The organism is Sphingobium sp. FG58, assembly GCF_057809055.1.
Genome location: NZ_JBMDJF010000012.1, coordinates 36689 through 60880, shown reverse-complemented (window position 1 = coordinate 60880; position 24192 = coordinate 36689). Strand labels below are relative to the sequence as shown.

General features: G+C 58.5%; 17 protein-coding genes. 6 read left to right on the top strand and 11 right to left on the bottom strand.

What is annotated here, in order from left to right:
• Positions 1-21: 21 nt before the first annotated feature.
• From ACODR8_RS14435 to ACODR8_RS14415, 5 genes are all read right to left on the bottom strand, one after another.
• Positions 22-2901 carry a TonB-dependent receptor domain-containing protein gene (locus ACODR8_RS14435; RefSeq protein WP_489007895.1) on the bottom strand — a complete coding sequence of 960 codons (2880 nt, stop codon included), beginning with the start codon at positions 2899-2901 and terminating at the stop codon, positions 22-24.
• 243 nt (positions 2902-3144) lie between these two features.
• Positions 3145-4173: an alpha/beta fold hydrolase gene (locus tag ACODR8_RS14430; RefSeq protein WP_489007894.1), complete on the bottom strand. Its 1029-nt coding sequence runs from the start codon at positions 4171-4173 to the stop codon at positions 3145-3147.
• A gap of 54 nt (positions 4174-4227) precedes the next feature.
• On the bottom strand, positions 4228-6783 hold the full coding sequence (locus ACODR8_RS14425; protein ID WP_489007893.1) for a TonB-dependent receptor: 2556 nt from the start codon (positions 6781-6783) through the stop codon (positions 4228-4230).
• 187 nt (positions 6784-6970) lie between these two features.
• The gene (locus ACODR8_RS14420) at positions 6971-7957 is read right to left on the bottom strand and encodes a FecR family protein (RefSeq protein ID WP_489007892.1); all 987 of its coding nucleotides are present in this window, start codon (positions 7955-7957) and stop codon (positions 6971-6973) included.
• Positions 7923-8516, bottom strand: a complete 594-nt coding sequence (locus ACODR8_RS14415) for an RNA polymerase sigma factor (protein WP_489007891.1) — start codon at positions 8514-8516, stop codon at positions 7923-7925. The genes ACODR8_RS14420 and ACODR8_RS14415 overlap by 35 nt, the downstream gene beginning before the upstream one ends.
• Positions 8517-8819: 303 nt before the next feature.
• Here ACODR8_RS14415 and ACODR8_RS14410 point away from each other — a divergent pair, with 303 nt between their 5' ends.
• The 6 genes from ACODR8_RS14410 (at position 8820) to ACODR8_RS14385 (ending at position 16672) form a co-directional block, all read left to right on the top strand.
• Complete coding sequence (locus tag ACODR8_RS14410; protein ID WP_489007890.1) at positions 8820-9398, top strand: RNA polymerase sigma factor; 579 nt, start codon at positions 8820-8822, stop codon at positions 9396-9398.
• Positions 9391-10347, top strand: a complete 957-nt coding sequence (locus ACODR8_RS14405) for a FecR family protein (RefSeq protein WP_489007889.1) — start codon at positions 9391-9393, stop codon at positions 10345-10347. Before ACODR8_RS14410 ends, ACODR8_RS14405 begins: the two co-directional genes overlap by 8 nt.
• Before the next feature lie 70 nt (positions 10348-10417).
• On the top strand, positions 10418-13051 hold the full coding sequence (locus tag ACODR8_RS14400; protein WP_489007888.1) for a TonB-dependent receptor: 2634 nt from the start codon (positions 10418-10420) through the stop codon (positions 13049-13051).
• Between the two features lie 62 nt (positions 13052-13113).
• Complete coding sequence (locus ACODR8_RS14395) at positions 13114-14196, top strand: Rv3169 family protein (protein WP_489007887.1); 1083 nt, start codon at positions 13114-13116, stop codon at positions 14194-14196.
• 2 nt (positions 14197-14198) lie between these two features.
• Positions 14199-15167, top strand: a complete 969-nt coding sequence (locus tag ACODR8_RS14390; RefSeq protein ID WP_489007886.1) for a phosphotransferase family protein — start codon at positions 14199-14201, stop codon at positions 15165-15167.
• 71 nt (positions 15168-15238) lie between these two features.
• Positions 15239-16672 carry a spinster family MFS transporter gene (locus ACODR8_RS14385; RefSeq protein WP_489007885.1) on the top strand — a complete coding sequence of 478 codons (1434 nt, stop codon included), beginning with the start codon at positions 15239-15241 and terminating at the stop codon, positions 16670-16672.
• Positions 16673-16716: 44 nt separating this feature from the next.
• Here the strand turns inward: ACODR8_RS14385 and npdG are convergent, their stop codons facing one another.
• From npdG to ACODR8_RS14355, 6 genes are read right to left on the bottom strand one after another with little or no spacing between them, the layout of a single operon-like run.
• Entirely contained in the window at positions 16717-17385 is a 669-nt protein-coding gene (gene npdG, locus ACODR8_RS14380) for an NADPH-dependent F420 reductase (RefSeq protein WP_489007884.1), read from the bottom strand.
• A 1-nt stretch (position 17386) separates the two neighbouring features.
• Positions 17387-19780 (bottom strand): 5-amino-6-(D-ribitylamino)uracil--L-tyrosine 4-hydroxyphenyl transferase CofH, encoded by a 2394-nt coding sequence (gene cofH / locus ACODR8_RS14375; protein WP_489007883.1) that lies wholly within the window; start codon positions 19778-19780, stop codon positions 17387-17389.
• A 47-nt stretch (positions 19781-19827) separates the two neighbouring features.
• On the bottom strand, positions 19828-20628 hold the full coding sequence (locus ACODR8_RS14370) for a crotonase/enoyl-CoA hydratase family protein (RefSeq protein WP_489007882.1): 801 nt from the start codon (positions 20626-20628) through the stop codon (positions 19828-19830).
• 1 nt (position 20629) lies between these two features.
• Entirely contained in the window at positions 20630-21241 is a 612-nt protein-coding gene (locus tag ACODR8_RS14365) for a peroxidase-related enzyme (RefSeq protein ID WP_489007881.1), read from the bottom strand.
• A gap of 45 nt (positions 21242-21286) precedes the next feature.
• A complete protein-coding gene (locus ACODR8_RS14360) occupies positions 21287-22321 on the bottom strand; it encodes a zinc-dependent alcohol dehydrogenase family protein (RefSeq protein ID WP_489007880.1) in 1035 nt (344 codons plus the stop codon).
• A 27-nt stretch (positions 22322-22348) separates the two neighbouring features.
• Entirely contained in the window at positions 22349-24118 is a 1770-nt protein-coding gene (locus ACODR8_RS14355; protein WP_489007879.1) for an N-acyl-D-amino-acid deacylase family protein, read from the bottom strand.
• Positions 24119-24192: the final 74 nt, after the last annotated feature.

Here is a 24192-nt window from a genome sequence, read left to right as displayed (position 1 = left end):
CCCGTTTGTCGGAGACCCGATCTACATCTTGAATTTCACCCCAGCCGTGAAAGCTCGTCCCAGCACATCGAAGCCCGTCGGGGTCGGAAATCCGGTGCCTGGCTGGCTGGAAAGATAGCCGACAATAGGCGGCGCCTTGTTGAACAGGTTTTCGACCGTCAGGAACGGTGTCACTTCATGTCCGCCGACATTTGCACGGTAGCTCCAGGATATATCAGTGTAGGCATAAGCGGGGATGTCGTCGCGCAGATCGACGCTGACGTTCCGATCGGTCGGCTGCTGCTTTGACTGCCAACGGACGCTGACGGCAGTGCTGAACCTATCGACCGTGTAATTCAGCCCCAGATTCACGCGCAGTTTCGAAACGCCGGCGACAGCAGCGGCCCCGGCGATGCCGGCCGCATTTGTCGAGGGAATCGTGGCGCCAACCTTTGTCTTGAGGACGGGCTGGTACGAAGCCAGCGTCCTGATGCTCAGGCTGCCAGGAATGCTCGACGCCACGTCGGCGAGATCGAACATGTAGTTGATCTCAACATCCACCCCGCGTGTCCATTGCTTTGCCGCGTTCAGGTTGCGGACGAAGGCACCCGTTGGAACATTCGCGGGCGAACGATCACTGAAGGCTAGCGGCCGCACCAGAGCCGAACAATAGGGCGATGCTCCATTCGAGACTTCGCATTCGCGCTGGAAGTCGAGTCCAGGACCCGAGGTAGTGATCGCATTTTTCAGCTGGATGTCATAATAGTCGATCGCGATGCTGAACCGCGGTAGCCAGCCTGGCTGATAGATGAGGCCAAGGGTCTTCGTATTGGCGATCTCCGGTGTTAGGTTTGCATTGCCGGAGCTGATTTGGGTGACGCCCGACACAGTCTGCCCCGTGTGGAGATCATTGATGGCGACAATGCTCACAGTGGCGGGCGCAAACAGGTCCTGCAAGGTGGGCGCGCGAATATCTCTGGACAGAGTGCCGCGCAGGCGCAGATCATCGTTGAGAGCCCAGGAGAGGCCGGCCTTCCAGCTATAGACGACGCCACTGGTTGAATAATCCGTATAACGGCCCGCCAGATTCAAATCGAGGGATTTGAAGAATGATTGATCCCTGAGAAGCGGGACCAGGATTTCACCGCCGACTTCCATGACATTTTGTTTCGCGGACATGCTCGCCGACGTGCCGTCCACGAACCGCAGCTTGGTTGCAGTGCAGTTCGGACTCGGGCGGAGTGAGGAACAGTCGGGTCGAAAGCTCGGCTCGGTGTTGCTGTCATTGGTGAGCGACAACGAGCGGTATTCCGCGTTAAGCGCGACCTCAACCGGCCCGGCCCAAAGCGAAAATGGCGAACCGTTCAAGGACAGGTTCACATCGTGCATGTCGTTCGTCAATGTCGCGACGGGGGTGCCCGTCGCCCACGCAAATGTTTCCCTGGACGACGCCGATGGCCCGAACGGATTGAACGGCATGCAACCTGGAAACTGGCTTGCATTGGGCGTCAGTGAGACCGCGCAGACTATGTTACGCGTCGCCGGATCAACGACAGCATCGAGCGCCGCCGCAATTTTCTGGTTTTCCAGAAGGCCGTTGCGCTGGCTCCGCTGCGTGCTTCGCGAGAAGCCGTAATTGAGGTTCCAGTGCAGCCTGTTGTCAAAGGCACTGCCGTCAAGTCCGGTCTTGATATACCGGTTCTTGGTCCAAACCTCTGATTGTGGCTGAGGGTAGTTTTCCGGTGCCGTGATGGTTGCAAGGACGATCACAGGCACGTTGTTTGCCGTCATGATCGACTGGATCGACGCTGGAATATACGGATTGCCGCTAAACACGGCCGCACCGGGAAACAGGTAATTCACGCCGACCGCATAAGTGGAGTAAGCCGCGTTATAGCTGCCCTGAACATAGGCCTTGATGTCGCTGGTCAGATCATAATCGAAGCGAAGAAATGCACTGTCGCTGCGCAAGGGCGCGGCCAGCCAGCTCGTATCGAAGATGGAACCGCTGCCGCCGCTTTCCGTGCTGCCATAGGCCGTCCCGTGAATGAACGGAGCCGGCACGCCATTGGTCGGAAAATACACGTCTCGTAATGCAGGAACATTGGTCGGGGAGGTGATGCGTCCGCCCAGGACGATGCTGGTGACGCGCCCATCGGGTATAAGGCGAAATGGATTGGCTTGCGTTCCAGCCCCTACAACGGTGGGGTCGTTAGCTATGCCGGGCCGTTTCTTGAAGCCTTCATGGTTCACGCCATCGGCATCGTAATGCTCGAAACTACCCACTATGTGGCCGCGCCCTCCCAGCACGTCCGTCCCGCCTACGACGTTGAATTTCCAGTTGTCGTTGTCACCATATTTGGTCGTTCCGACTTGGGCGACGCCCTTTAGGCCATTAAACTTGTTGTCGAGGACGAAGTTAACGACCCCGGTTACGGCATCCGAGCCGTAAACCGCCGAGACCCCGCCGGTGACGACGTCGACACGCTTGACCAAGCCTGTCGGAACTATGTTGATGTCGACGGCACCTGAAGCTGCGGTGGGTGGCAGGCGGCTACCATCCAGCAGGACCAGATTTCGATTCACACCGAACCGTCTCAGGTCCAGGAAAGCGCCGATCGGGCCGCTGGTTTGAAACAGCCGTGTGGGAGAGGAACTGGCGAACTGTGGCAGGCGTATAAGGCCTTCGGCGATCGTCGATGGTGTTGTTTCAAGCAGCTTTTCGGTCGACAGCACGGTCAAGGGCGTAGGCGCAGCGTTACCGTTGGAGACAACCCGGGAACCAGTGACGATCAGCTCCTCGCCCTGATCAGTCGCAGAATTTTCGATTTGACTAGCTGAAACAGTGTTCGATTGAGCGACGGCAGCACCAGACCATGCCAATGCCATCAAACTGACACTAATGCGTTTTGTATTTTTCATACTTCCCCCAATATACGATCTATAAAACCTGCTTTATTTGACGCGCGGGAATATTCACCGCCTTCTGTGACGATGGCATTTAGCCGATGAGGCGATGCGACACTTTAAGATGTTGAATCTTTTTCCAAACCCGCGATGCGACCAGGCTACTCAACTATGAAGCTGTCTGAGACTGCACTCAGCGCTCGACAGCGACGCCCATCAGCCTTGTCGCCCCCTCACCCTTCGCGAAGAGCATGATAACTAGAAGCCGCACTCTGTTTTGAGCCAAGCAATCACCAATCTGGCCATCGCAATACGCGCGGTCAGATAATAATCATTGGCCTCCAGGATCACCTGCGCAAAATGCTTCGCGCCAGCGTTCTGCATCGCTTGCACGATGGGCTTGTGATGGGTGTCCACATATTCTCGAATGGAATGCCCTATCAAAAGAACATTCTTGTCAACGAGCTTCGGCGCAGCCTTCATCATGTCGAAGCGAGCATATTCGGCAGGGGACAAAGCCTCGAGCTCCTTCCGAAGATCGACACGTCCCCCTGTGGATTCCTTCAGGTCGCTAAAGAATTTCGCGTATTTTGGTGAAAATGGTCGCTCGGGCAATATGCCGGGTCCCACCGATATTACCGTGTTGAGGTCCGGGTTCTCGGCACCGCCGATCCAGCCCATCATACCGCCGCCGCCGCTCTTTCCAAGGACAGCAATGCGATCCGGATTAACCGCAAAGGATCGGGGAATACCCGTGCCGGGCGGTACGATATGCTGTCCCCCGTCCTGTCGCAAAAAAGCCACGGCCGATTGCAGATCTTCTAGGGCAGTAACAAAGGAATATTCCTGTTTGTCGTCCCACATTCCGCGCGGGTTGAAGCGCAGGACATGGATACCGGCGCCGACCAGCGCTGGCACAAGACTGTCGAGGCAGTCGCCACCATAACGCTGAGGTGAGAGGATGACGCAGCCCCTCGCCCCTGGTCCGTCAGCTAGCCACATGAACGACTGGATCACCTTGCCCTTGCTCATAAAAATGTGCGGAAAATGCATCGAGGGATAATCAGGATCGAGATAGGCGGAGTCCGAGGTAGCAAAATCTGTACCCGAGGAAATCGGCCAATATTGCCTCGCCACCTTTTCGCTTGCAGCAGCATCGTTTGCTCCTGCTCCCGCGAGCGAAGCGACGAGAGCGGCGAAGCCACCTGCCACCGCGCGGCGCGAAACACCGGACACTTCATCTATGCGCGCGGCCTGATTATTCCTTATGCTCGTGTCAGTTGTCATACCATTGATCCTGTAACTGATTGGATTGCCATCACTGGACACTGGTCTGGCCTGTCAGTGCGAACCAAAGCGGTAGGTGAGTTGGAGCGAGACTTGCCGCCCTCTGTTGACGATGGCGTAGCGATCCGCGTCGAAAGTTGGACCGCTCGTTCCCGATGGACCGCCAGTGAACAGAACCGAGTTCGAGAGCTGATAGGGATGCTGGTCAGTCAGATTACGGCCCAGCAACGCAGCCTCCCAATGTCCGTCGCCGCTCTTCAGCCGAATATTGGCGTCCAGCATCCAGAAGCCGCCAAGCCTGCTGCTCGGCGCGAGATTCGACTCTGTATAGTAGCTGCTGGAGTAGCTCGCGTCGGTCGACAGACCGAGACGCCAGCCTCCGTCCAAATCGCTTTCATAATTAATGCCCGCGTTACCAGACCAGTCAGGCGCATTGTTGAAGGGGCGCCCCCGAAGATCCTGTAAGGAATATGCTCCCGTCGGACGAAGGCCGAAATTGCAACCCGCGGCGATGGATTGCCCAGGGTAACAACCGGCATTGTAAATGTTGTAGCGAGCGCTGTTGTAACCAAGCGCGCCGCGCAGGGTAAGACCCTCGACACCGGTCTGCCAGTTCAGGTCGGCTTCAATACCCTTGACCGTACCCTTGCCAGCGTTCGCAATCGCAAACTGCGTGCCATCGAGATATGTGACTTGCAATCCAGTGGTGACATAATGATAGGCGCTAAAATTGGCGCGTAGTCGGTTTCCGAACAACAACGCCTTGACGCCAGCCTCGCCCCCTTTGGTGACTTGTTGCTCATAGGGAACGCCGCTTGGCGTGTAGCCGCCGCTAAGAAAACCCCTCTTGTAGTTCGCAAAGACGGTTAGCTTGGTGGTGGGGCGCCATGCGACGCTCAATTCGGGGGAAAAGTTCTTCCATGTATGATCGGGGTCGGCAGGAAGAGGTATGTTCGCCACGTTTCTGAACGACACCTTCTTTTTTTCCCAGGAATAGCGACCGCCTCCGGATATTTCGACGCTCTCGACCGGATTGACACGGATCTGGCCAAATACCGACGCATGTGCCCCCCCGAGATTCAGGTCCGCGCCACTGATCTTGAAGGGATTGCTGGGATTGCGCACATCCTGAAAGTCATAAAGAAATTTGCTGTCCTGAAGATATACGCCGACGAGAAAATTGACCGGTCCTTGAAAGCTGCTGGCCAACCGCAATTCCTGGCTCAGTTCCCGCAGATCGATATGATAGTCGCCAACGATTACCCGGCTGACGTCGGAGGTAGAGAGATAAGGAGAGACCCAATCAATCTTCGCCTTGTAGATGCTGGTCAACGATGTGAAGGTAAGTGTTTCGGAAGGTCGATAATTAAGTTCCAGCGAGCTTAGCAGTTGCTGCTGATCGAGAACGGGATCACCGTCGTTCAGGCCAAGTCCCTGAAAGTTCGGTCCGAAGCCTGTATAGGACACCTTGTCATCGGCCTTGCAGGTCTCCGCAGCGGCCCTGGCTCCAAGCGCCAGTTGCGGGATGCCGCGCGGGCAATAGATATATTGCCTGGTAGATGGATTGCCTGCGCTTTTCAGCTTGCCGTAACTCAGCTTGAATCGGGCGTCGAATATTTCCGAAGGGTCGAATTTGAGCGTCAGTCGACCCGCGACTTCCCGATCGTGGGGTAGTCGACTTCGGGATACGCCAAAAGGCTCGCTTGCCGGGTAGATATTTTTCTCCCAGCCTGACATGTGGGAGGCAAGAAACGCGACGCGGACACCCAACGTATCTGTCACCGGTCCTGAAACGAAGCCGTCGATCTGGGCCTCTCGCCCGATGAACTCGTAAAGCGTCGATAACTTTGCTTCAAATTTGCCCGTTGGATCTGCAGTCCGCATCGAAATCACGCCGCCGGGGCTATTCTTGCCGAAAAAAAGTCCTTGCGGACCTTTCAGGACTTCGATTTGCGCCAAGTCCATCTGGCCAATGCGGCGCACGCTCGACCGGGCTACCTGTGCGCCGTCGATGTTGAAGGTGACGCCCTGATCCGCTGTTGTTGTGTTGGCGTTTGCGCCGATGCCGCGCAGTACGATACTTCCGCCCTGAATCGAACCCTGCCCTATCTGGAGTTGCGGTATGACAGCGTTCAATTCTTCAACGCGAGTTAGATGGCGCCGGTCGATTTCACTCTTGCTGATGCCGGTTACGACGACCGGAACAGAAATCGACGTCTCGTTGCGACGTCGCGCAGTGACGACTATATCTCCATCTGGAATGTTCAGTTCGCCCTGAGTCAAGACTGCCGGAGCAAAAGACTGGGTGTCAGGTACATTTGCCGCTCGCCTGATCGTGATGATGCCTGTAGAATCAGATGGCTGCTTGGCTACGAGCCCGGTGCCGGCGAGAAGGCGTCGGAGCGCGGTTTCGACTTCCAGCCGACCAATGACCGCGTTGGCCCGCTTGCCGCGTACCAGGCCCTCGCTCGCTAGAATCTGGAGGCCGGACTGCTTGGCGAATTCAGCAATAGCCGAGCTGGCGGGCTGCGCTGGAATGGCGAATGCGCGCACTTCCGCTACTGCAGGTTGAGCGGTTATGGCCGCGACAATTGCGATCGAGATCCCCATAGATTTCCCCCAAGTCGACGGCACGCAATCGCGCCCTTCCCTAATGCCTTGATGCACGACAGAACCCTTTCCGACGGGGGAGATTTTATTTTTTCACATTTTTGTCAAAATGAGCATGTTGTAAGTCACCGGACTCTGCGGTCTGTACTGGGCGTGATCGTTTACGCGCCACCCGCTGTCAGCCGGGTTATCGCGTAAGTAGAATTTCGCCGTCCTTACGAACGACACGCGCACCGGTCATATCAGCGACCGCTGCGACAAACTTTCCTGGGTCTCCGGTTCGGAAATAGCCAACCAGACGCTCCTGTCCGATGGATGCGTCACCGATGACAATATGTTGACGATTATAGCGGTTGAGTTCGGCCACCGCATATTCGACCGTCTCGCCATCAAGGACGATTTCGCCGCCACGCCACGCCAGTGCCCGCTCCACATCGGGTGACACCTCCTCGTCAGCGCCCGAACCTACGGTATCGTTGGTCGCAGCGACATAAGACCGAGCGCCCGCGCCGAGGCGACGCCGACTTCCTTCCTGTCCATCTATCCAGGTTTCGACGACGCCTTCCGTGACGAGCACATCGGCCCCCTCCCCGCGTCGGCGTACCGCGAAGGCCGTCCCGACGGCGCGCACACGTACGGTTCCGGCTTCCACCACAAAGGGACGCGACTTGTCATGTGCAACCTGAAACCAGGCTTCTCCTTGCTCAAGCGCAATGGTGCGTTGGCCCGGCTGCAACGCGACTGCCAGGCGGCTGGCCGTATTGAGAACCGCAACAGATCCGTCCGCCAGCGGCACTCGGCGGACTTCGCCAATGTCTGTCTGGATTTGGTTGCCACCAAGGCGAGGCAGAACAAATATCGCGCTAAAGCCCGCCGCCAGCGCGGCAGCGCCGGTCGACAACTGAAGAAAGTGCCGACGGCTGGGAATGGCGACAGCTTCTGCCAAACTCGGCTTGTCCGACGACTCCAACTCGGATGCAAGGGCTCGTCCGCGATCCAGATAGGCAAGCGTTGCTTGGGCGCGCAGGAGCGCACCAACATGGAGCGGGTTTTCGGCCAACCAATCGCTGAGTGTCGCTTCATCTTCCGCAGACAAAACTCCGAAGTCGAGCGTGGTAGCCCATCGCGCTGCGTAATCCTCAATCATCTTGCCGCCTAGGTCGGATTTGCTCATGTCGTATTCCTTGCAGTCGGTCCAGGTTCCCCTCTTCTTGTGCGATGGCCTTCATAATGAGCTTCAACCCGCGAACTGCCTGCGCCTCCACAATATGTTCAGCTAGTCCCATACGTTCGGCAATTTGGCGCTGAGGCACGCCTTCAATGCGCCGGAGTTGGAAAATTTCACGGCAACGGTCAGGAAGCGCGGCAATCAGGCGCTGAACGCGCGCCAGTTCCTGTCGGGCGCTCGCCTGCCGTTCGGGACCCGGATCGGTATCCTGCAATCTCATGGCTTCAACTTCGGTCATGCTCTCTATGCGAACGATGCGATCGCGACGAATGCGTCGAAGCATAACGGACCGCGCTGTGGTGAAGAGGTAAGCGCGACCATTCATGATATGCTTCACATCAGACAATTGAGCGATGCATAAATAGGCGTCATGGACGATGTCATCGATATCCTGAGCAGGCAACGCCCTGCGACGAAGCCAAGCACGCAGATCCCCTTCGTAGGGAACGATATTGCTCCCGACCCATGCGATGATATCGCTGCGGCACCCTACCACATGCTTCATCCTCAAGAGACGCCTAGTCGACGGGTATAAGATACATGACAACGCGATTTCCGACGATTGCCGTTCATTTTTTTGTCGCGGCGGCAAGACGGGTCCCACATCCCGATCTGCCCACGATCATAAAGGTAGCGAATGGAGACACCCTTACCTTATCGTTTGCAGCAGGCTCGGCTAACTATCATCAAGCGCGACGGCCCGAAAATCCCTCGATGCGCTGGATACATCAAGGGCCGCCCCGGCAAGATAAATATTGAGCGTAGGGTATTTTGACGTTCGCATGTCTTAATTCTCAAAGGGAGAGCGATGAACGAGGAGCGGATCAAGACGTGGTTCATCGCGGTCGTTTTGCCGATGGAAGCGCAATTGCTCGGCTTTTTTGGAGCCAGATGGAAGAATCGAAGCGAAATCAACGACATGCTGCAAGACGTGTATGAAAGAACATTGACTGGCGCGAGGCAGGAAATCCCGCAAAACGGCCAGGCTTATGTGTTTGCGGTAGCCCGAAATCTTCTTATTTCACGCGCGAAACGCGACAAGATCGTCTCTTTCGATTTTTTTGCCGATATGGAGCAGGTAACAAGCGATCACGATTATCTGACGCCCGAGAGACATGCGACGGCAAGGGAAGAACTGGGCCGCGTGATTGAAGCCATGGATCACCTGCCGCCCCGCTGCCGGGAAATGGTGCGGTTGCGAAAAGTAGAGGGGCTGACGACGACCGAGGTCGCAGAGCGACTCGGCGTCAGCGTCGCCGCTGTTGAACGTCAGCTAACGTTTGGCATGCGCGCACTTGTCGACTTTATGCTGGGAGGCAAGGGCCGAATACGACGGGACAAGCGATACAACGTCACGCATCTAGTGAAGGGGGGTGACCGTGACTGAACAGATCGAACAGCGCGCCGCGCTCTTTCTCCTAGCCCGCGAAGAAGCCGGATGGTCGCCAACGGAAGAGGCCCAGTTTCAAGCATGGCTAGATAAGTCGGATCGCCATAAAGCGGTCTTCTGGAGGCTGGAATACGGCTGGAAATCCGCCGATCGGATACGAGCCATCGACGCTGCGCCGCTGCCACCGCCTATGGCCATGCGCCTCATCAGGACGTTCGCTTCGCTTCGCGGAGCTGCGGCCATTGCAGCGTCTTTACTATTGTTGCTGGCGGCATTCTTGGTACTGCGGGAACCAGAGGCGTCCAACTATCGACAATTTGCAAGCACTGACCAACCGATGATTCTGTCCTTCGAGGACGGGACTCGGATAGAACTGGACGCAAGAAGCAGTGTCCGTGTCGCCATGACCAGGCAAAGCAGGCTGGTCCTGCTCGACCAGGGGGAAGCCTATTTCGATGTCTCCCATGATGCCACGCGGCCTTTCAAGGTGCTGGTCGGCCGTTATGAGGTCGTCGATCTGGGAACCAAATTTGCGATCCGCAAGGATCGAGGCACGATCAGAACTGCGGTGCTGGAAGGCGAAGTGCAACTGGGACTGGCCAACAGTGCTGTGGGGAGCACGCTGAAGCTAAAGCGGGGCGGCTGGGCGATTTCCGAGCGCAGCGCATCCTATGTGCATAGCAACGATCTTGCAGGGGTAGAGGCGATGCTTGGGTGGCGGAGCGGCATGATAATATTCAGTCATGCGCCGCTGGATGAGGCTGCGCGGGAATTCAATCGCTACAACGACAAGAAACTGGTGATTGCCGATGCCAGGGTCGCCGCAATCAGAATCGACGGCGCGTTCAAGACCGGAAATGTCGAAGGATTTTCACGCCTGATGTGCGACGCATACGGCTTGCGCATCGAGGAGAGTGACGCGGAGATAAAAATTTCGCAAAAATAACGTAGGGGGTTTGCGCCTCCAGCACTCTTCCCATTGAAAGACAAAAAATTGTCTCGGGGAGAGGATCAAAATGTACTTGCCTAAATCCATAGCGACGGCGCTCGTAGCCAGTACCTGCCTTGTAGCCCTCGCCACGCCTGCGGTCGCGCAGACAAAAAGTTTCCAAATTCCAGCAGGCGACCTCAGCGCAGCAATCTCCACATTTGCGCGCCAGTCCGGCATCCAGATTGTTTTTCGGGCTGATCAGATGGGCGGCATCCGTACAGCTGGCCTTAGGGGCACGATGTCCGTGCAGGCGGCATTGAGGACGCTGCTGGTCGGTAGTGGCTTCGACGCGACAAGAGACGCCTCGGGCGCTATCGCCATTGTAAAATTGAATAAGCCGCTGCCGGTCAAAGCCACCCCTGCCTCCTTTAGTACGCCGGTCCAGGACGACACCACGCCAGTCGCCGCGAAGGAGCAGGCCTCCACAAATATCGGTGAAGAAGATATTATTGTGACGGCGCGCAAGCGCGCTGAGACGTCTATCTCAGTGCCTGTGGTGATGACCGCAGTCAGCGGCGAACGGCTCAATCAGCTGGGCATCAATACAATCGACGGACTCAACAAGCTCGCACCCAATCTCTTGTCCGGCGAGGGCGGCGGCTCACAGCAGGGGATCGTCGCCATCCGCGGCATCTCGGGATCTGAAAGCAATCCTACAGCCGATCAGGCCGTATCGTTCAATATCGACGGTGTGCAGGTGTCGCGTTCTGTCGTGCGCCGCCTCGCCATGATGGATTTGGCCCAGGTTGAAGTCCTCAAGGGTCCCCAGGCGCTCTTCTTCGGCAAGAACAGCCCCGCTGGCGTGATCTCGATCGCCGGGGCGGAGCCTACCTCTACGCTGCAATCCAAGATCAGCGCCGGCTACGAACCCTATGGGTCAGAATTCACCGCCGAGGGCTTCATCTCCGGTCCTATCACCCAGGAAATCGGGGCAAGAGTGGCCGTCTACGCATCCCATCTCAAAGGATTTGCTGAAAACCTGATCGATCCGGCGAACATATATGCGCCGTCCAATCGAGATGTTGGGAAGGCAAAGGAATATGCTGTTCGCGGAACGGTGAAATATGAGCCTAGCACGACATTAACAGCTGTCCTCCGGGCAAATTATTCATCGCTCCGCACCAACGGCCCACTCGACAACAGTCAGCTGGTCGATTGCCCGACCGGAAAGTCCCAGCTGGGCGATCCGATCGCCTGCAAGGCCGACGATAAGACCTATTTTGGTACGCCCGGACCATTTGCCAACGCGGTGAATACGCGTTTCGGGGATGGTCAGCCGTTCCTACGACAGACACAGGGGCTTTACAGTCTGAACCTGTCATGGAACGTCACGGATCACCTTACACTGTCCTCAATCACAGGAGTTTACGACCTCAAGTCGCGGATGAACGACAACACCGCAGCGACCGCTAACCCCGCCGGCATCAGGCCTGCAGCGATCGAACTCGATTTCCTGGAGCGATCACAAGAAATTCGTCTGCAGAGCAGCTTCGATTCATTCTTCAACTTCGTGGTCGGCACGCACCTTTCCGACAGCGACATCCACAGCCTGACCCAGACATATAGTGGCGCCGTGGCCCTGGCCCCCGGATCTTCATGGGACCTAATTCAAAAGGGCAAGGCATATTCTGGTTTCGGACAGGTCATCCTCACCCCGTTCGAAGGATTGGAATTGAGCGGCGGTGGTCGCTATTCTTATGAGCGCAAACACCTTGCGGACGTAAAGACCGGCTTTCCGCCTGTTAATCAGAAATTGGCCGTCACCCGCGCGAGTTGGAAGAATTTCTCGCCGGAAGCGACGATCGCATACCGTCCCAACGGATCAACCACCATTTTCGGGTCATATAAGGAAGGCTTCCTGTCGGGCGGCTTCGATGCTCCGGGCGTCCGGATCGCCAATAGCGATGTCCGGTATGACCAGCAGACGGTCTCCGGGTTCGAAGGCGGGGTGAAAGCGCTCTTGTTCGATCGCCGCTTGAGGGTCGATCTCACCGCTTACACCTACAATCTCAAGGGCCTGCAAATTTCCACCAATGTCGGCGGCATTTTAAGCACGCAGAATGCCGGTCGCGTTTCCACCGATGGTGTCGAATTTACCGCCGATTTCCGCACGCCAATCGAGGGATTGTCGCTCAACGGCGCAGTAGCCTACGCCCGCGGCGTATTCGACGAGTATATCGTCGCCTGCTATCGCGGCCAAACACAGGGGCAAGGCTGCAATTTTGGCGCGCGGGCCGCGAACGGCACCTATTCGTTGCAGGATCGCTCTGGTCAGCGGCTGTCCCGTTCACCAAGATGGTCGATCAATGGCGGGTTGTCCTACAATATCGACCTCGCCAGCGGCGCACAGGTCGGGCTTACGTCTAACATTTCCTATCTCAGCTCGATGGACACCGACCCGACAGGCAATCCAGGTGGGGTGCAGGACAGTTATGCGCTTGTGGATGCGACGATGAGTTTCCGCGACAGCTCCAGGCGATGGGAGTTCGCCATCCAGGGGAAGAACCTTACCAACCAATACACGTTCTTGCGCAGTTCCGGCGTCGTTGGCACGGGCACAGCGCCTGGTGGGCTGGCCGGCACGTTTGCCGACACCCAAGCCTATGTCAGCCGCGGCCGACAGGTGATGCTGCGCGCGACTTACCGGTTCGGCGGATAAGGCGCCAATTGCCCCCCGCTTAGCATGCAAGACGCAAAACCGACTGAACAGGCCATATCACGATGCTGACTCCGTTCGACGACTATCTGATCCACCAGACCATCGACACTTTGGACCATGTTGCTACCGGCGATCCAAGATTTCAGGATCGAGGTCTATTCAACATTCACGCCGCAGGCACTGATTTCCTGTTCCAGATCGGCTTCGGCGTGTTTCCCAACCGCGACATGATCGATGGCTGGGTCTGCGGTGTTCATGGCGACAAACAGTATAATATGCGGGTCGCGCGGCCTCTTCTTCATGATCGCGGCAATCTGAACATCGGGCCGCTGCATATCGAAGTTGTCGAACCGATGCGTGTCTGGCGCATTTGGACCGATGACAACGGCTTTGGTGTGCACTGCGATGTGACATTCCGATCCCGTACCCCCGCATTTGAGTTCCGGCCTGTGTTCATCAGGCGCAACAACATGGTTGAACATCACCAGATGCATGTGATGCAGAGCGGGTCGTACCAAGGCTGGGTGGAGATCGGTGGAACGCGGTTCGATGCAGGACTGATCGGATCACGCGACCGTTCCTGGGGCGTGCGCGGGGCGTTCCCCAATCAGGTGATCGACCCCAAGACCCACGCACCTGTCGGCGAAGTCGCGAAACCGGCTCCACGCGAGGACAAGACGCGCCGGGCATGGATTTCGGCCGAATTTACCGACTACACGCTCCATGGATGGTTCTGGACCGGCATGCATGGCGAACTGCTCATCGCCGACGGGGCGATTATGTCGACAAACAGCGACGGCCCCGGCACGGTTTTTTGCAATTGGGCAGAGCCGCGCATCGAGCGTGGTGAGAATGGCGACGCGGTATCTGTAACGCTCACGCTCACCGACCAGATTGGCGGACTGACCCAGCTGCAGGCAACGCCCTATGTTCAGCGGTCGCCCGAGGGAAATGGGTATTTCAAAGGATATTATGGGCGCAAGCGCCTTGCTTTGCATGTCGAGGGAGAGAGTTTCGATATGTCCGATGCCGCGTTTCGCCAGGAGCACGGCTATATGAACGGGCCGATGCTCGCCCGGTTCACGCATGAAGGCAACGTCGGTTATGGCGTGATCATCACCGCCATGTTTGCCAGGCGGCGTTAGGTATGAGCGATGCTGTCCCTGGTCTCGCGCCAATACTACTGCAACGCCTGCCCGACTGGCTGGGCGCGCGTCTGGGATCTTCCGTCCTCATCACAGGCGTGACCAAGCTTGCTGGCGGCTATTCCAACGAGACCTGGCGCATCGATTGCACGGTCAAAGGTGAGCCATTTCCCTTCGTTCTCCGGCGATCATCGAAGGAGGGCGTGGCCTCGCCTTTCGACATGCAGATCGCAGACGAGTTCGCTTTGCTAAGCGCGCTTGCGCCTACCGCGATACCCGCACCCGAACCATTATGGCTGGAACTGGATGCCCAACTGCTGGACGAGCCCTTCCTTGCGATGCGCTGCGTGGGGGGAGAGACCGGGCCGCGTTTCTTTCCGCTCGACGATCCGCAGCGTGACGCGAAGCTCGCATCCTATATCGACGTGCTGGCCTCGATCCATCAACTCGACTGGCGAGCAAACGGTCTGGACCAGATACTCGATGTCCCCTCCTCGGAAAATTGCGCGCGGGATGCGTTGCACCATATGATCCAGATCGTGCAAGGGCGCGGGGTCGGCGACGACCCTCTCGTTCTTCGCGCGATCGCCTGGCTTGAAGAGCGTTTGCCTTCGCGTTCACGCATAGCATTGGTGCATGGCGACCCGAACATCTCCAATTATCGTTTCGAGGGCAACTCGGTCGTCGCGGTTCTAGACTGGGAACTGGCCAAGCTGACGGACCCTGCCTGGGATGTAGCCTTTTATTGCGGGGCGTTGGTCAAGTTCTTTGGCTCCAGCCCGTCGGTGCAGCAGCGCGAGCGCGACCGTTTTCTGGACCTGTATGAGCAGCGAACAGGAAAACGATATGAGGACCTCGCCTTCTGGGACGTGCTCTTCATGCTGCGGGCAGCATCGGGCAGCCAGCTCGCCGGGATGCGGGGCAACCAGACGATGGCGTATCGGGATCACCTTCGGCTTTTGACCGCATGACCCCCGATGGAAGCACAGCTTTCAGCCAACCCAAGAAATGCAGCCATCATAGCATATCGGAAACCGGGCTCATGCATGAAACAGCGTCTACCAAGCAAGATTTTGAAGACGGCGCGGGCCCACCCAAACATAGCAATGCCGTAATATTGAGCGTGCTTTGCCTGATTATGATGCTCAGTCAGGCCGACCGGGTGATCATGTCGGTCGCTGGCGAAGCGGTGAAAGTCAGCCTGCAACTGACAGATACCCAGCTCGGATGGCTGGGGGGCCTCGCATTCACGGTCCTCTACAGCACAATGGCGATTCCAATCGCCCGGATCGCCGAGCGGGTTGATCGCTGGCGACTGCTCACCGCCTGTCTGTTTTTCTGGTCGCTCATGACGATATTTTGCGGAGCCGCTCGCAACTTCATGCACCTGTTTCTGGCGCGCGCAGGCGTGGGTGTCGGCGAGGCAGGCTGTTCCCCCAGTTCCCAATCGCTGGTCGCGGATTATTTCAGTAGCGACCGCAGGACCACCGCCATCGCGATCCTCATGAGTTTCGTAAGCGTTGGCGGCATCGTCGGTGCGGTTGCAGGTGGTCAGATCGTGCAGCGTCTGGGCTGGCGCGAGGCCTTCTGGACCCTTGGAGCGGTCGGCGTCGTCCTCGCTCTTATATGCCTTCTACTCTTTCGTGACCCGTTTCGCGGTCCGTCAAGCAGCATCGGCAAAAGCAGCGAGCCGGTACCGAGCCTGATGTCCGTATGCAGGATCGTTCTGGGCCAGCCGCAAAGTCGCCACATGGTCATTGCGGCGGCGTTGGTGCTCGTCGCAAGCTACGCTTTTGCCCAATTCTCCGCGCCCTATTTCATCCGCCGGTACGGTCTGGGCTTTGGTGACGCCGGTCTTATGTATGGCGTCACGATGGGCATATTTGGTACGATCGGCAGCATATTCGGCGGAATGATCTGCGACCGGCTCCGTCCGCTCGGCATGGCACGGTTCGGCATCGTTCCCGCCGCCGGCATGGCTGTGGCCGCGCCGCTGTTCATCATCGGATTCCAGCAGCCGACGATCCTGTTGGCCGCCGCATTCATCGCGCCAGCCGCCGCACTGAAAATGTTGTATGTCGGGCCGACATTCGGCATGATCCATGAAATGGTGACCCCACGCATGCGCGCTACGGCGTCAGCACTCGTATTCATGATCATTGGCCTGGTGGGGGGCATGGGGCCACTGATCACCGGCTACATTATAGACTTTCGGGCGGCGGGCTATTTCCCCGCAGATATGCCCGGTAGCTTCGTCACCAGTTGTCCGGGGGGGCGCGCGCCAGCCGGCAGTGCCGAGATGCTGGCCCACGCCTGCTCCAATTCACTTGCCACAGCGACCAGTGATGCGCTGGTACTCACGTCGGTCGTCATGCTGTGGGCTGCCGCACATTATGCCTATGCGGCATGGCTGGTGCGCGATCGAAAGCAAAGGGCTGAAAAACAGCCCGGAAATCTGCCCTCCATCGGGGAATGAGTGGCAGACTATTTGCGCCTCATTCCACAGTAACCTAGTAACGATTACACAGGAACGCCCGTGATCCGTATCCCGGCAGCCGGAACCTTGTAGCGGCGGTTGAGCGCGATCAGTACGGATGTAAGCGCTTCGGCCACTACGGAGTTCGCCAGCACGCCAGCATTCCACGCGCGCAGTCCGATCGCCTGCGCCAGGGCAACGACTTCGTCCGCTGCCGATGCATCGTCCGCACTGACGAGGACGTCGCAATCGAGTTCAGCGTCCAGATGGGTCAGATGATGGGCGGAAATATTCTGGAATGCCGACACGACGCGCACCTCGCTGCCAAGCAGGATCTGGACCGCCTCCACCGCCGAACCGCCTTCGGGCAGTTGCACCCGGCTCACCTTGGGCGGCACCAGCGGCACGGTCACATCGATGAGAATTTTACCAAGCAGGCCGGCGCGAACATCCTCGATCGTCGATTTCTGGGCGGCATAGGGAACCGCAAGCACGACAATATCGGCAGCGGCGGCCGCTTCCGCGTTCGCCGCGCCTCTCGCCATTTGCGTGCCGAGCCGTGCGTTTATCTCATCGGCCGCGGCGTTGGCCCGTTCAGCCGACCGACCGCCGATAATGACCTCATATCCCTTGTGCGCCCAGCGAAGCGCCAGACCTCCACCCTCGGCTCCCGTTCCACCCAGAATCGCGATGCTCTTCTTATCTTGTGCCACGTTATATGCTCTCCATTTGTTTTGTTGAAATGGCCTTCCGCTTGACCGGAGGCGTCAGGACGATGGGTGCGAGCGGGGAAGGCTTCACCCCGCGAAGATGGGTCTCAGCATTGACCTTGCCGTAGGATGTCGTGCGCTGGCGGGGAATTCTCCCCAATGCGGTAATGAGCGCCTCCATCTCGCGCGGCGGCAGTTCCTGCCCATGCTGCGTGCCGGCCGCGCGCGAAATGCTTTCATTCATCAGCGTCCCGCCCAGATCGTTGACGCCGGCCTTGAGACATGCGCTGACGCCGGCTTTACCCAGCTTGACCCAACTGGCCTGGATATTGCCAAAATGTGGATTAAGCGCCAGCCGGGCAACGGCGTGCATCAGTACAACCTCGCGGAACGTCGGACCGAGCCTGGTGAGGCCCTTCAGGGCCATTGGCGCTTCCATATGCACGAAAGGCAATGGGACGAACTCGGTAAAGCCACCAGTCTCCGCCTGCAGATCGCGGATCGCGATCAGATGCCGCGCACAATGTCGCAGCGTTTCGACATGGCCGAACATCATGGTCGCCGTGGTTCGGAAACCTTTGCGATGCGAGGCCCTGCCCACCGCAAGCCAATCGGACGTATTGATTTTGTCCGGGCAGATTATCGCGCGAACCTCATCATCCAAAATCTCGGCGGCCGTGCCCGGGAGCGTATCCAGCCCCGCCCCCTTCAACATCATGAGATAGTCGTCGATCGAAAGGCCCAGCGTCGCGGCGCCCTGCGTAACCTCCAGCGGAGAGAAGGCGTGGATGTGTATGTCAGGAACCGCCTCTCGCACGGCGCGAGCGAGCGCGAGATAGGTATGACCTGTATAATGAGGGTGGATGCCGCCTTGCAGGCACACCTCGGTCGCGCCACGGTCCCAGGCTTCCCGCGTTCGCCGTACGACCTCTGCAATATCCAGATCGTAGGGCTTGCCGCGCAGCTGTTCCGCCTTGTCACCCTTTGAAAAGGCGCAAAATCCACATTTATAGTTACAGATATTGGTATAGTTGATGTTGCGATTGACGACATAAGTGACCGTGTCACCGCATGTTGCGCTCCGCAGGTGGTCCGCCGCGCGGCATATATAGTCCATATCGATGTCGCGCGCTTCAAGCAGGCGGACGATCTCCGTTTCGCTCAGCGCTTCTCCCACAACCGACCGGGCTACAATATCTACGATTACCGGTGTGACGGTTTTCAGTCGAGGTGGCAGGAGGCTTGGTTCGCTTGCCAGGCCGGGCGCCCATCGATCCCCGCGCGCCCACCCGCTGGCGTCAGCCGACGCGCGAATGAGCTTCGCCATTGCGGGTGTCTGCCAGCGGTCCAGCCCGCCAAGCCCCCAAGCGGGATAGGCTGGCAAGCGAGGAACCAGGATCAAATCTTCTGCGGCGGTTGCGGTTGCCAAGCGTTCGATCTCCGGCCAAGGTGCCTCCGGGTTCACATGATCGGGCGTAACGGGGGACACGCCGCCCCAGTCGTTGATCCCGGCTGAGAGCAACTCGGGAAACGCGTCAGCCGACAGGTTCGGTGGGGCCTGGATCGAAACCTCGTCCGGCATGATCAGCCGCGCGGCCGCGATGGTCCACAGCAGATCTTCCATCGTCGGCTCGGGGCTTCCCGCCATGACCGTTCTAGGTTTGGCGCGAAAATTCTGGATGATCACTTCTTGGATATGACCATATTGCTCGTGCAGATCCCGCAGCGTCAGCAACGCCTCGATGCGTTCAGCCCTCGTCTCGCCGATGCCGATCAGGATGCCGCTCGTAAACGGCACATGCAATTCCCCGGCGAGACGGATCGTACCGATCCGGGCAGCGGGCAGCTTGTCGGGCGAACGATAATGCGCCCCACCCTTGTCGCAGAGGCGTTCAGATACGGATTCGAGCATCAGGCCCTGGCTGACCGATACCCCCCGAAGAGCAAGCATCTCCTCACGATCCATGACGCCGGCGTTGACGTGCGGCAGCAGGCCGACTTCTTCGGACACTGCCCGGCACATTTCGACCAGATAGGATATCGTGGTGGCATGGCCCAGCCGCGCCAACTCGTCGCGAGCCGCCTGGAAGCGAAGTTCCGGTTTGTCGCCGAGCGTGAAGAGCGCCTCGGTACAGCCCGCAACCTTGCCTGCGCGCGCGATTGAAAGGACTTCCTCACGGGTAAGATAGGCCGCTTCACCGGGACGCGGCGGCTGGGAGAATGTGCAATAGTGGCACAGGTTCCGGCACAGCTGAGTCAGGGGTATGAATATCTTGGGGGAATAGGTCTGCAACCGCGGGTGAGCGCCGTCCCGCCGCTCCCGTGCCGCAGTGAGCAGTTCGTCCAGCGGACCATCGAGCAGCGCCTTCAATGCCGTAGAGTTCAAGATATTCATCATGCCGATCTTCGCTAAGTCATGTGCACTATGGAGCCGTCCAACCCGTTTTACTGGCCTTGCCAATCTGGTCGCCTTTTTTCGGCGAAGGCGCGGGGGCCTTCGCGGGCGTCAGCCGATCGCATGACGAACGATCCCTCCTGCTTGTTCGCGGCCCAGAAATCGGCGTCGGAGGCGATCTTCCCCTCAGCGATACCCCTGGCGATCCGTTTGCTCGCCTGCACCGCAAGGGGTGCATTGGCGGCAATCTTTCGCGCGATCGTCAGCGCCGTGGGCATGAGTTCTGCCAGCGGTACGACACGGTTGGCAAAGCCTAGCTCCAGCGCGCGCGCCGCTGTAAAGCTATCGCCGGTCAAAAGTAACTCCATCGCAAGCTTCGGTGGCAGCTGCTGGGCCAAACGAAATGCGCCGCCTGCCGCGGCGAAGATCCCGCGCTTGACTTCGGGCAGGCCGAACTCGGCATGGTCTGCCGCGATCACCAGGTCACAAGCCAACGCCAGTTCGGTGCCGCCCCCCAGCGCGAAGCCGTTTACCGCCGCGATGATCGGCTTGCCGATCGGATGGCGGACGACGCCCGCCCAGCCCCAGCTTTTCTGTTCGCGATCGTCAGGCCAGTTACTTTCGCCCCGCGCCATGGCTTTGAGATCCGTACCGGCGCAAAACGCCTTGTCCCCTGCCCCGGTCAGCACGACGACACGTATGTCGGGATCATTTTCCGCCAGTTCCAGTGCCTTGCCCAGGCCCGTATGTACTGCCGCATTGACCGCATTGCGGGCATCGGGGCGATTGATCGTAACGATCAGAAGATGTTCCTGTCGTTCAACGATAACCGAGGTCTGCGTGTCTTCCATTTCACTCGCTCGTCGGCGCGGTTGCGCGCATGAAATCATCGTCAGGCCGCATCCCGTAGGCAGCCGTCGTGCGGTTCGTCATGTTGAACAGTCCAGCGAGTTCCACGACATAATAAATCGTTTCATCGTCCAGCCCGGCATCGCGCAGCAGCTGCATGTCCGCCTGCTCTTGATGGCTGGGATGGCTGGTCAGGTTCACGCAGAAGTCGGCGATTGCCCGCTCGCGCGCAGAAAGCGTGACCTGGCGGTAATTGATGCCGATCCGTCGTGCGCGCCCGTGATCGCCGATATACCGGCCCAACAGATGCGTGTGGACGATCAGGCAAGTTATGCAATGGTTGACTGCTGAAACGACGACGCCGATAAATTCCCGCTCGGCGAGGGTGAGGCGCCCATAAGCAGGGTCGAAAAATATCGGTATCACATAGGCGCCCAACCTTCCCCGCCCTTCCGGTTCATAAGATGAGAGGATCGCGATGGCATTGCGTTCGGGGACCGGCAGGTCGGCAAGGCTGTCAGGATCGACCTCAAACCCGGCGCGCGGCGTGAGCCAGCCATAATCATCCGGCACGGTATAGCCCGGATGCAGTGTAGCGCCGTCCGGCATGGTCATGTGGGTGATCCTCTTTTCGTATCCGGAAATGAATTCCCGGCTTTCTTATGATTGCGCCATGTCGATAATAATTTTTCCGACCTGCGCACCGCTTTCAAGATGACGAAGCGCATCGCGGACTTCGAGGAAGGGGAACACGGAATCGATCACCGGGCGCGTGCCGGTGGCATGCATCGCGGCGAGCAAGGCTTCGAACGAGAGACGCGGACCGATCGAGATCGGCTTGATATTCACCGATCGCATCTGCATGGCAATCGGCGAAACGCCACCTTCTGTACCCGTGACGTAGCCGACCAGCCCGATCTCGCCCCCGGCGCGAGCGCAGGCCACCGAGTGATTGATCGTTCCTGAACCACCGATCTCGATGATCTTGTCGACACCCTTGCCGTCGGTGAGGTCGAGCACGGGGTGCTCCCAATCGGGCGTCTCGCGATAGTTGATGACGGCAGCGGCACCCATCGCCTTCAGCTTTTCCGCTTTTTCTTCAGACGAAGTCAGCGCAATCACGCGTGCGTTGAACATACGCGCGATCTGAAGGCCAAATAGCGCGACCCCGCCGGTTCCCTGGATCAGGACGGTCTGCCCCGGCGCAAGCGGTGCGGCGACATGCAGAGCAGACCAGGCCGAAACAGCCGCGCAAGGCAGCGAGGCCGCCTCTTGATACGTCAGACTATCTGGAAGGATGATGACGGCTCGTTCTTCTACACAGATATATTCCGCAAGCATCCCGTTGATCGTCGTGCCGATGCTATTGCCACGATATTCGGCAATGTTAGGACCGCCGATCCAGTCGCAGATGCAGTTGGCGGTGACGCGGTCCCCAACCTTGACGCGCGTAACCCCGGAACCCACCGCGACCACATCGCCGGCACCGTCGGAAACCGGCACCACGCGATGGGCGAGCGGTCCGGGGTAGCTACCCTTTGCGATGATCGTGTCGCGGTAATTGAGAGACGCAGCGCGGACGCGGATAAGCACATCGCGCCGCCCAAGCTCGGGCGTCGGCTCCTCGATCAGTTCCAGATCTTCATACCGGCCCGGCTTGGTGACGCGAATGGCTTTCATCAACTGTCTTTCCATGATGGTCGCGAAGAAAGCGACGTCCGCTCAGCCAGCCGCCTGGAGAAGGGGCGCTTCCGTAATCTTGGCGCCCTGCCGAATGTCGACGGTGTAGCTGTCCTTACCGGCGCGCAGCACCTGGCCCGGCTTGGCCCAGGTATATTCGCCCTCGGCAATGATCGGCGTGCCATTGACGATCACATAATCAATGCCCTCGGCACCTGTATATAGTCGCTCACCATTGGCGGGGAAGTCCGCGCGGAATTCAACCGGGGTGATCTGAACCTTGTCGAGATCCATCAGCACGAGGTCTGCGTGGTTGCCAACGGCGATGGTTCCACGATCACGAAGGCCAATGAACAGCGCCGGCACCTGGGTGAAATTATGGACCGCCTCCTCGATCGGCATCAGCCCATATTGCTTGACGGCAGATTGGATGAAGCGCGTGCTGTGCGAATAGGCCTCCAGAACGTCGAGATGTGCGCCGCCGTCGTCGCCGCCCCACAGCGTCCGACTGTCGCGCATGCACCGCACGATATCCTTCCAGATTGCCAGCTCATCGACCGCCGGATCGCGTGGCACAAATACGGTTTCAAGGTCATCGGCAACGACCATGTCGAGAATGATCTGGAAAGCGCTACGCCCTTCCTCCTTGGCGATATCGCCCATGCTGCGACCGGCATATTTCTGATACTGCTCGGACTTGACGGTCTGCACATCATAATTTTCGAACTTGGCGCGATACTGGCCGTTCGCCCCCGGGGGTAGTTTGCCCGCATCTTCTTCCAGCTGCTTGCGCATCTCGGGATCCGCAAACGCGGCTACCCGGCCCGCATGATCCTTGCGGTAGACGTCCTTCCATACGCCTGGAAACATGTCGAAGCCCAGGCCGTTCTTGAAATTGATGTAAACACCCACGGGGCATGAGGGCGCCTGCACGCGCAGTTCTCCACCCATTTCGCGTGCGGCGTCGGTTGCCGCCATCTTGGCGTCCATCATGTCCTCTGCATGAAGGCCGGGTACGAGCAAAGGCCATGCATAAGGCCGGTTAGCAGCCAGGCTCACCTCGGCCATCTTGCGCATCGCAGTCTCGTCAGGCTTGTAGCCGGTCAGCACATAGCCAACCATGGTCCCTTCGTAGTCCTTCACCACGGACATGAGTTCCAGCAATTCTTCATGCGGTGAATGGAGCGACGGTACGTCTTCGCCCTCATGGTCGACATGGGTTTCGATGTGGCTCGACGAAAAGCCCATGGCACCGTCACTCAGCGACTGGCGCAGTTGCGCTTTCATCGCATCGATATCTTCGCGCGTCGCCTGCTCGTCATGAGCACGATCCCGCATTACATTGACACGAAGAGTAGAATGGCCGGTCATGAAGCCGACATTGACGCCGACCTGGCCATCGAAGCTCTTGAGCATCTCACCCGTGCTGGACCAGTCGATCTTGGCCCCGTGGATCAGCGTTTCATGCGGAATACCTTCCACCTTGGCGAGCATCGGCACGAGATAGTCGAGCGATCCTGCCGACAAGGGCGAAAGCGCGAAACCGCAATTGCCGCAGATATAGGTGGTCACACCATGGCGCGTATGGGGCCGCAGCCAAGGATCCCAGGTAATCTGTGCATCGTAATGGGTGTGGGTGTCGATGAAGCCTGGCGTGAGGAGACGCCCGGCGGCATCGATAACGCTCGTCGCCTGCTCTTCTTGCGACCCTATATAGACGATTTTTCCATCCCTGACCCCAACATTTCCGCCGAAGCCCGGCGAGCCCGTGCCGTCGATGATGGTCGCATTGCGAATAAGCAGATCGAACATGGAAACTCCTCTCATTACCGGCCCGCTCAAGCGCGTGCTCGACTCAAATTAACTTGACACTCAGCAAGTTTTAT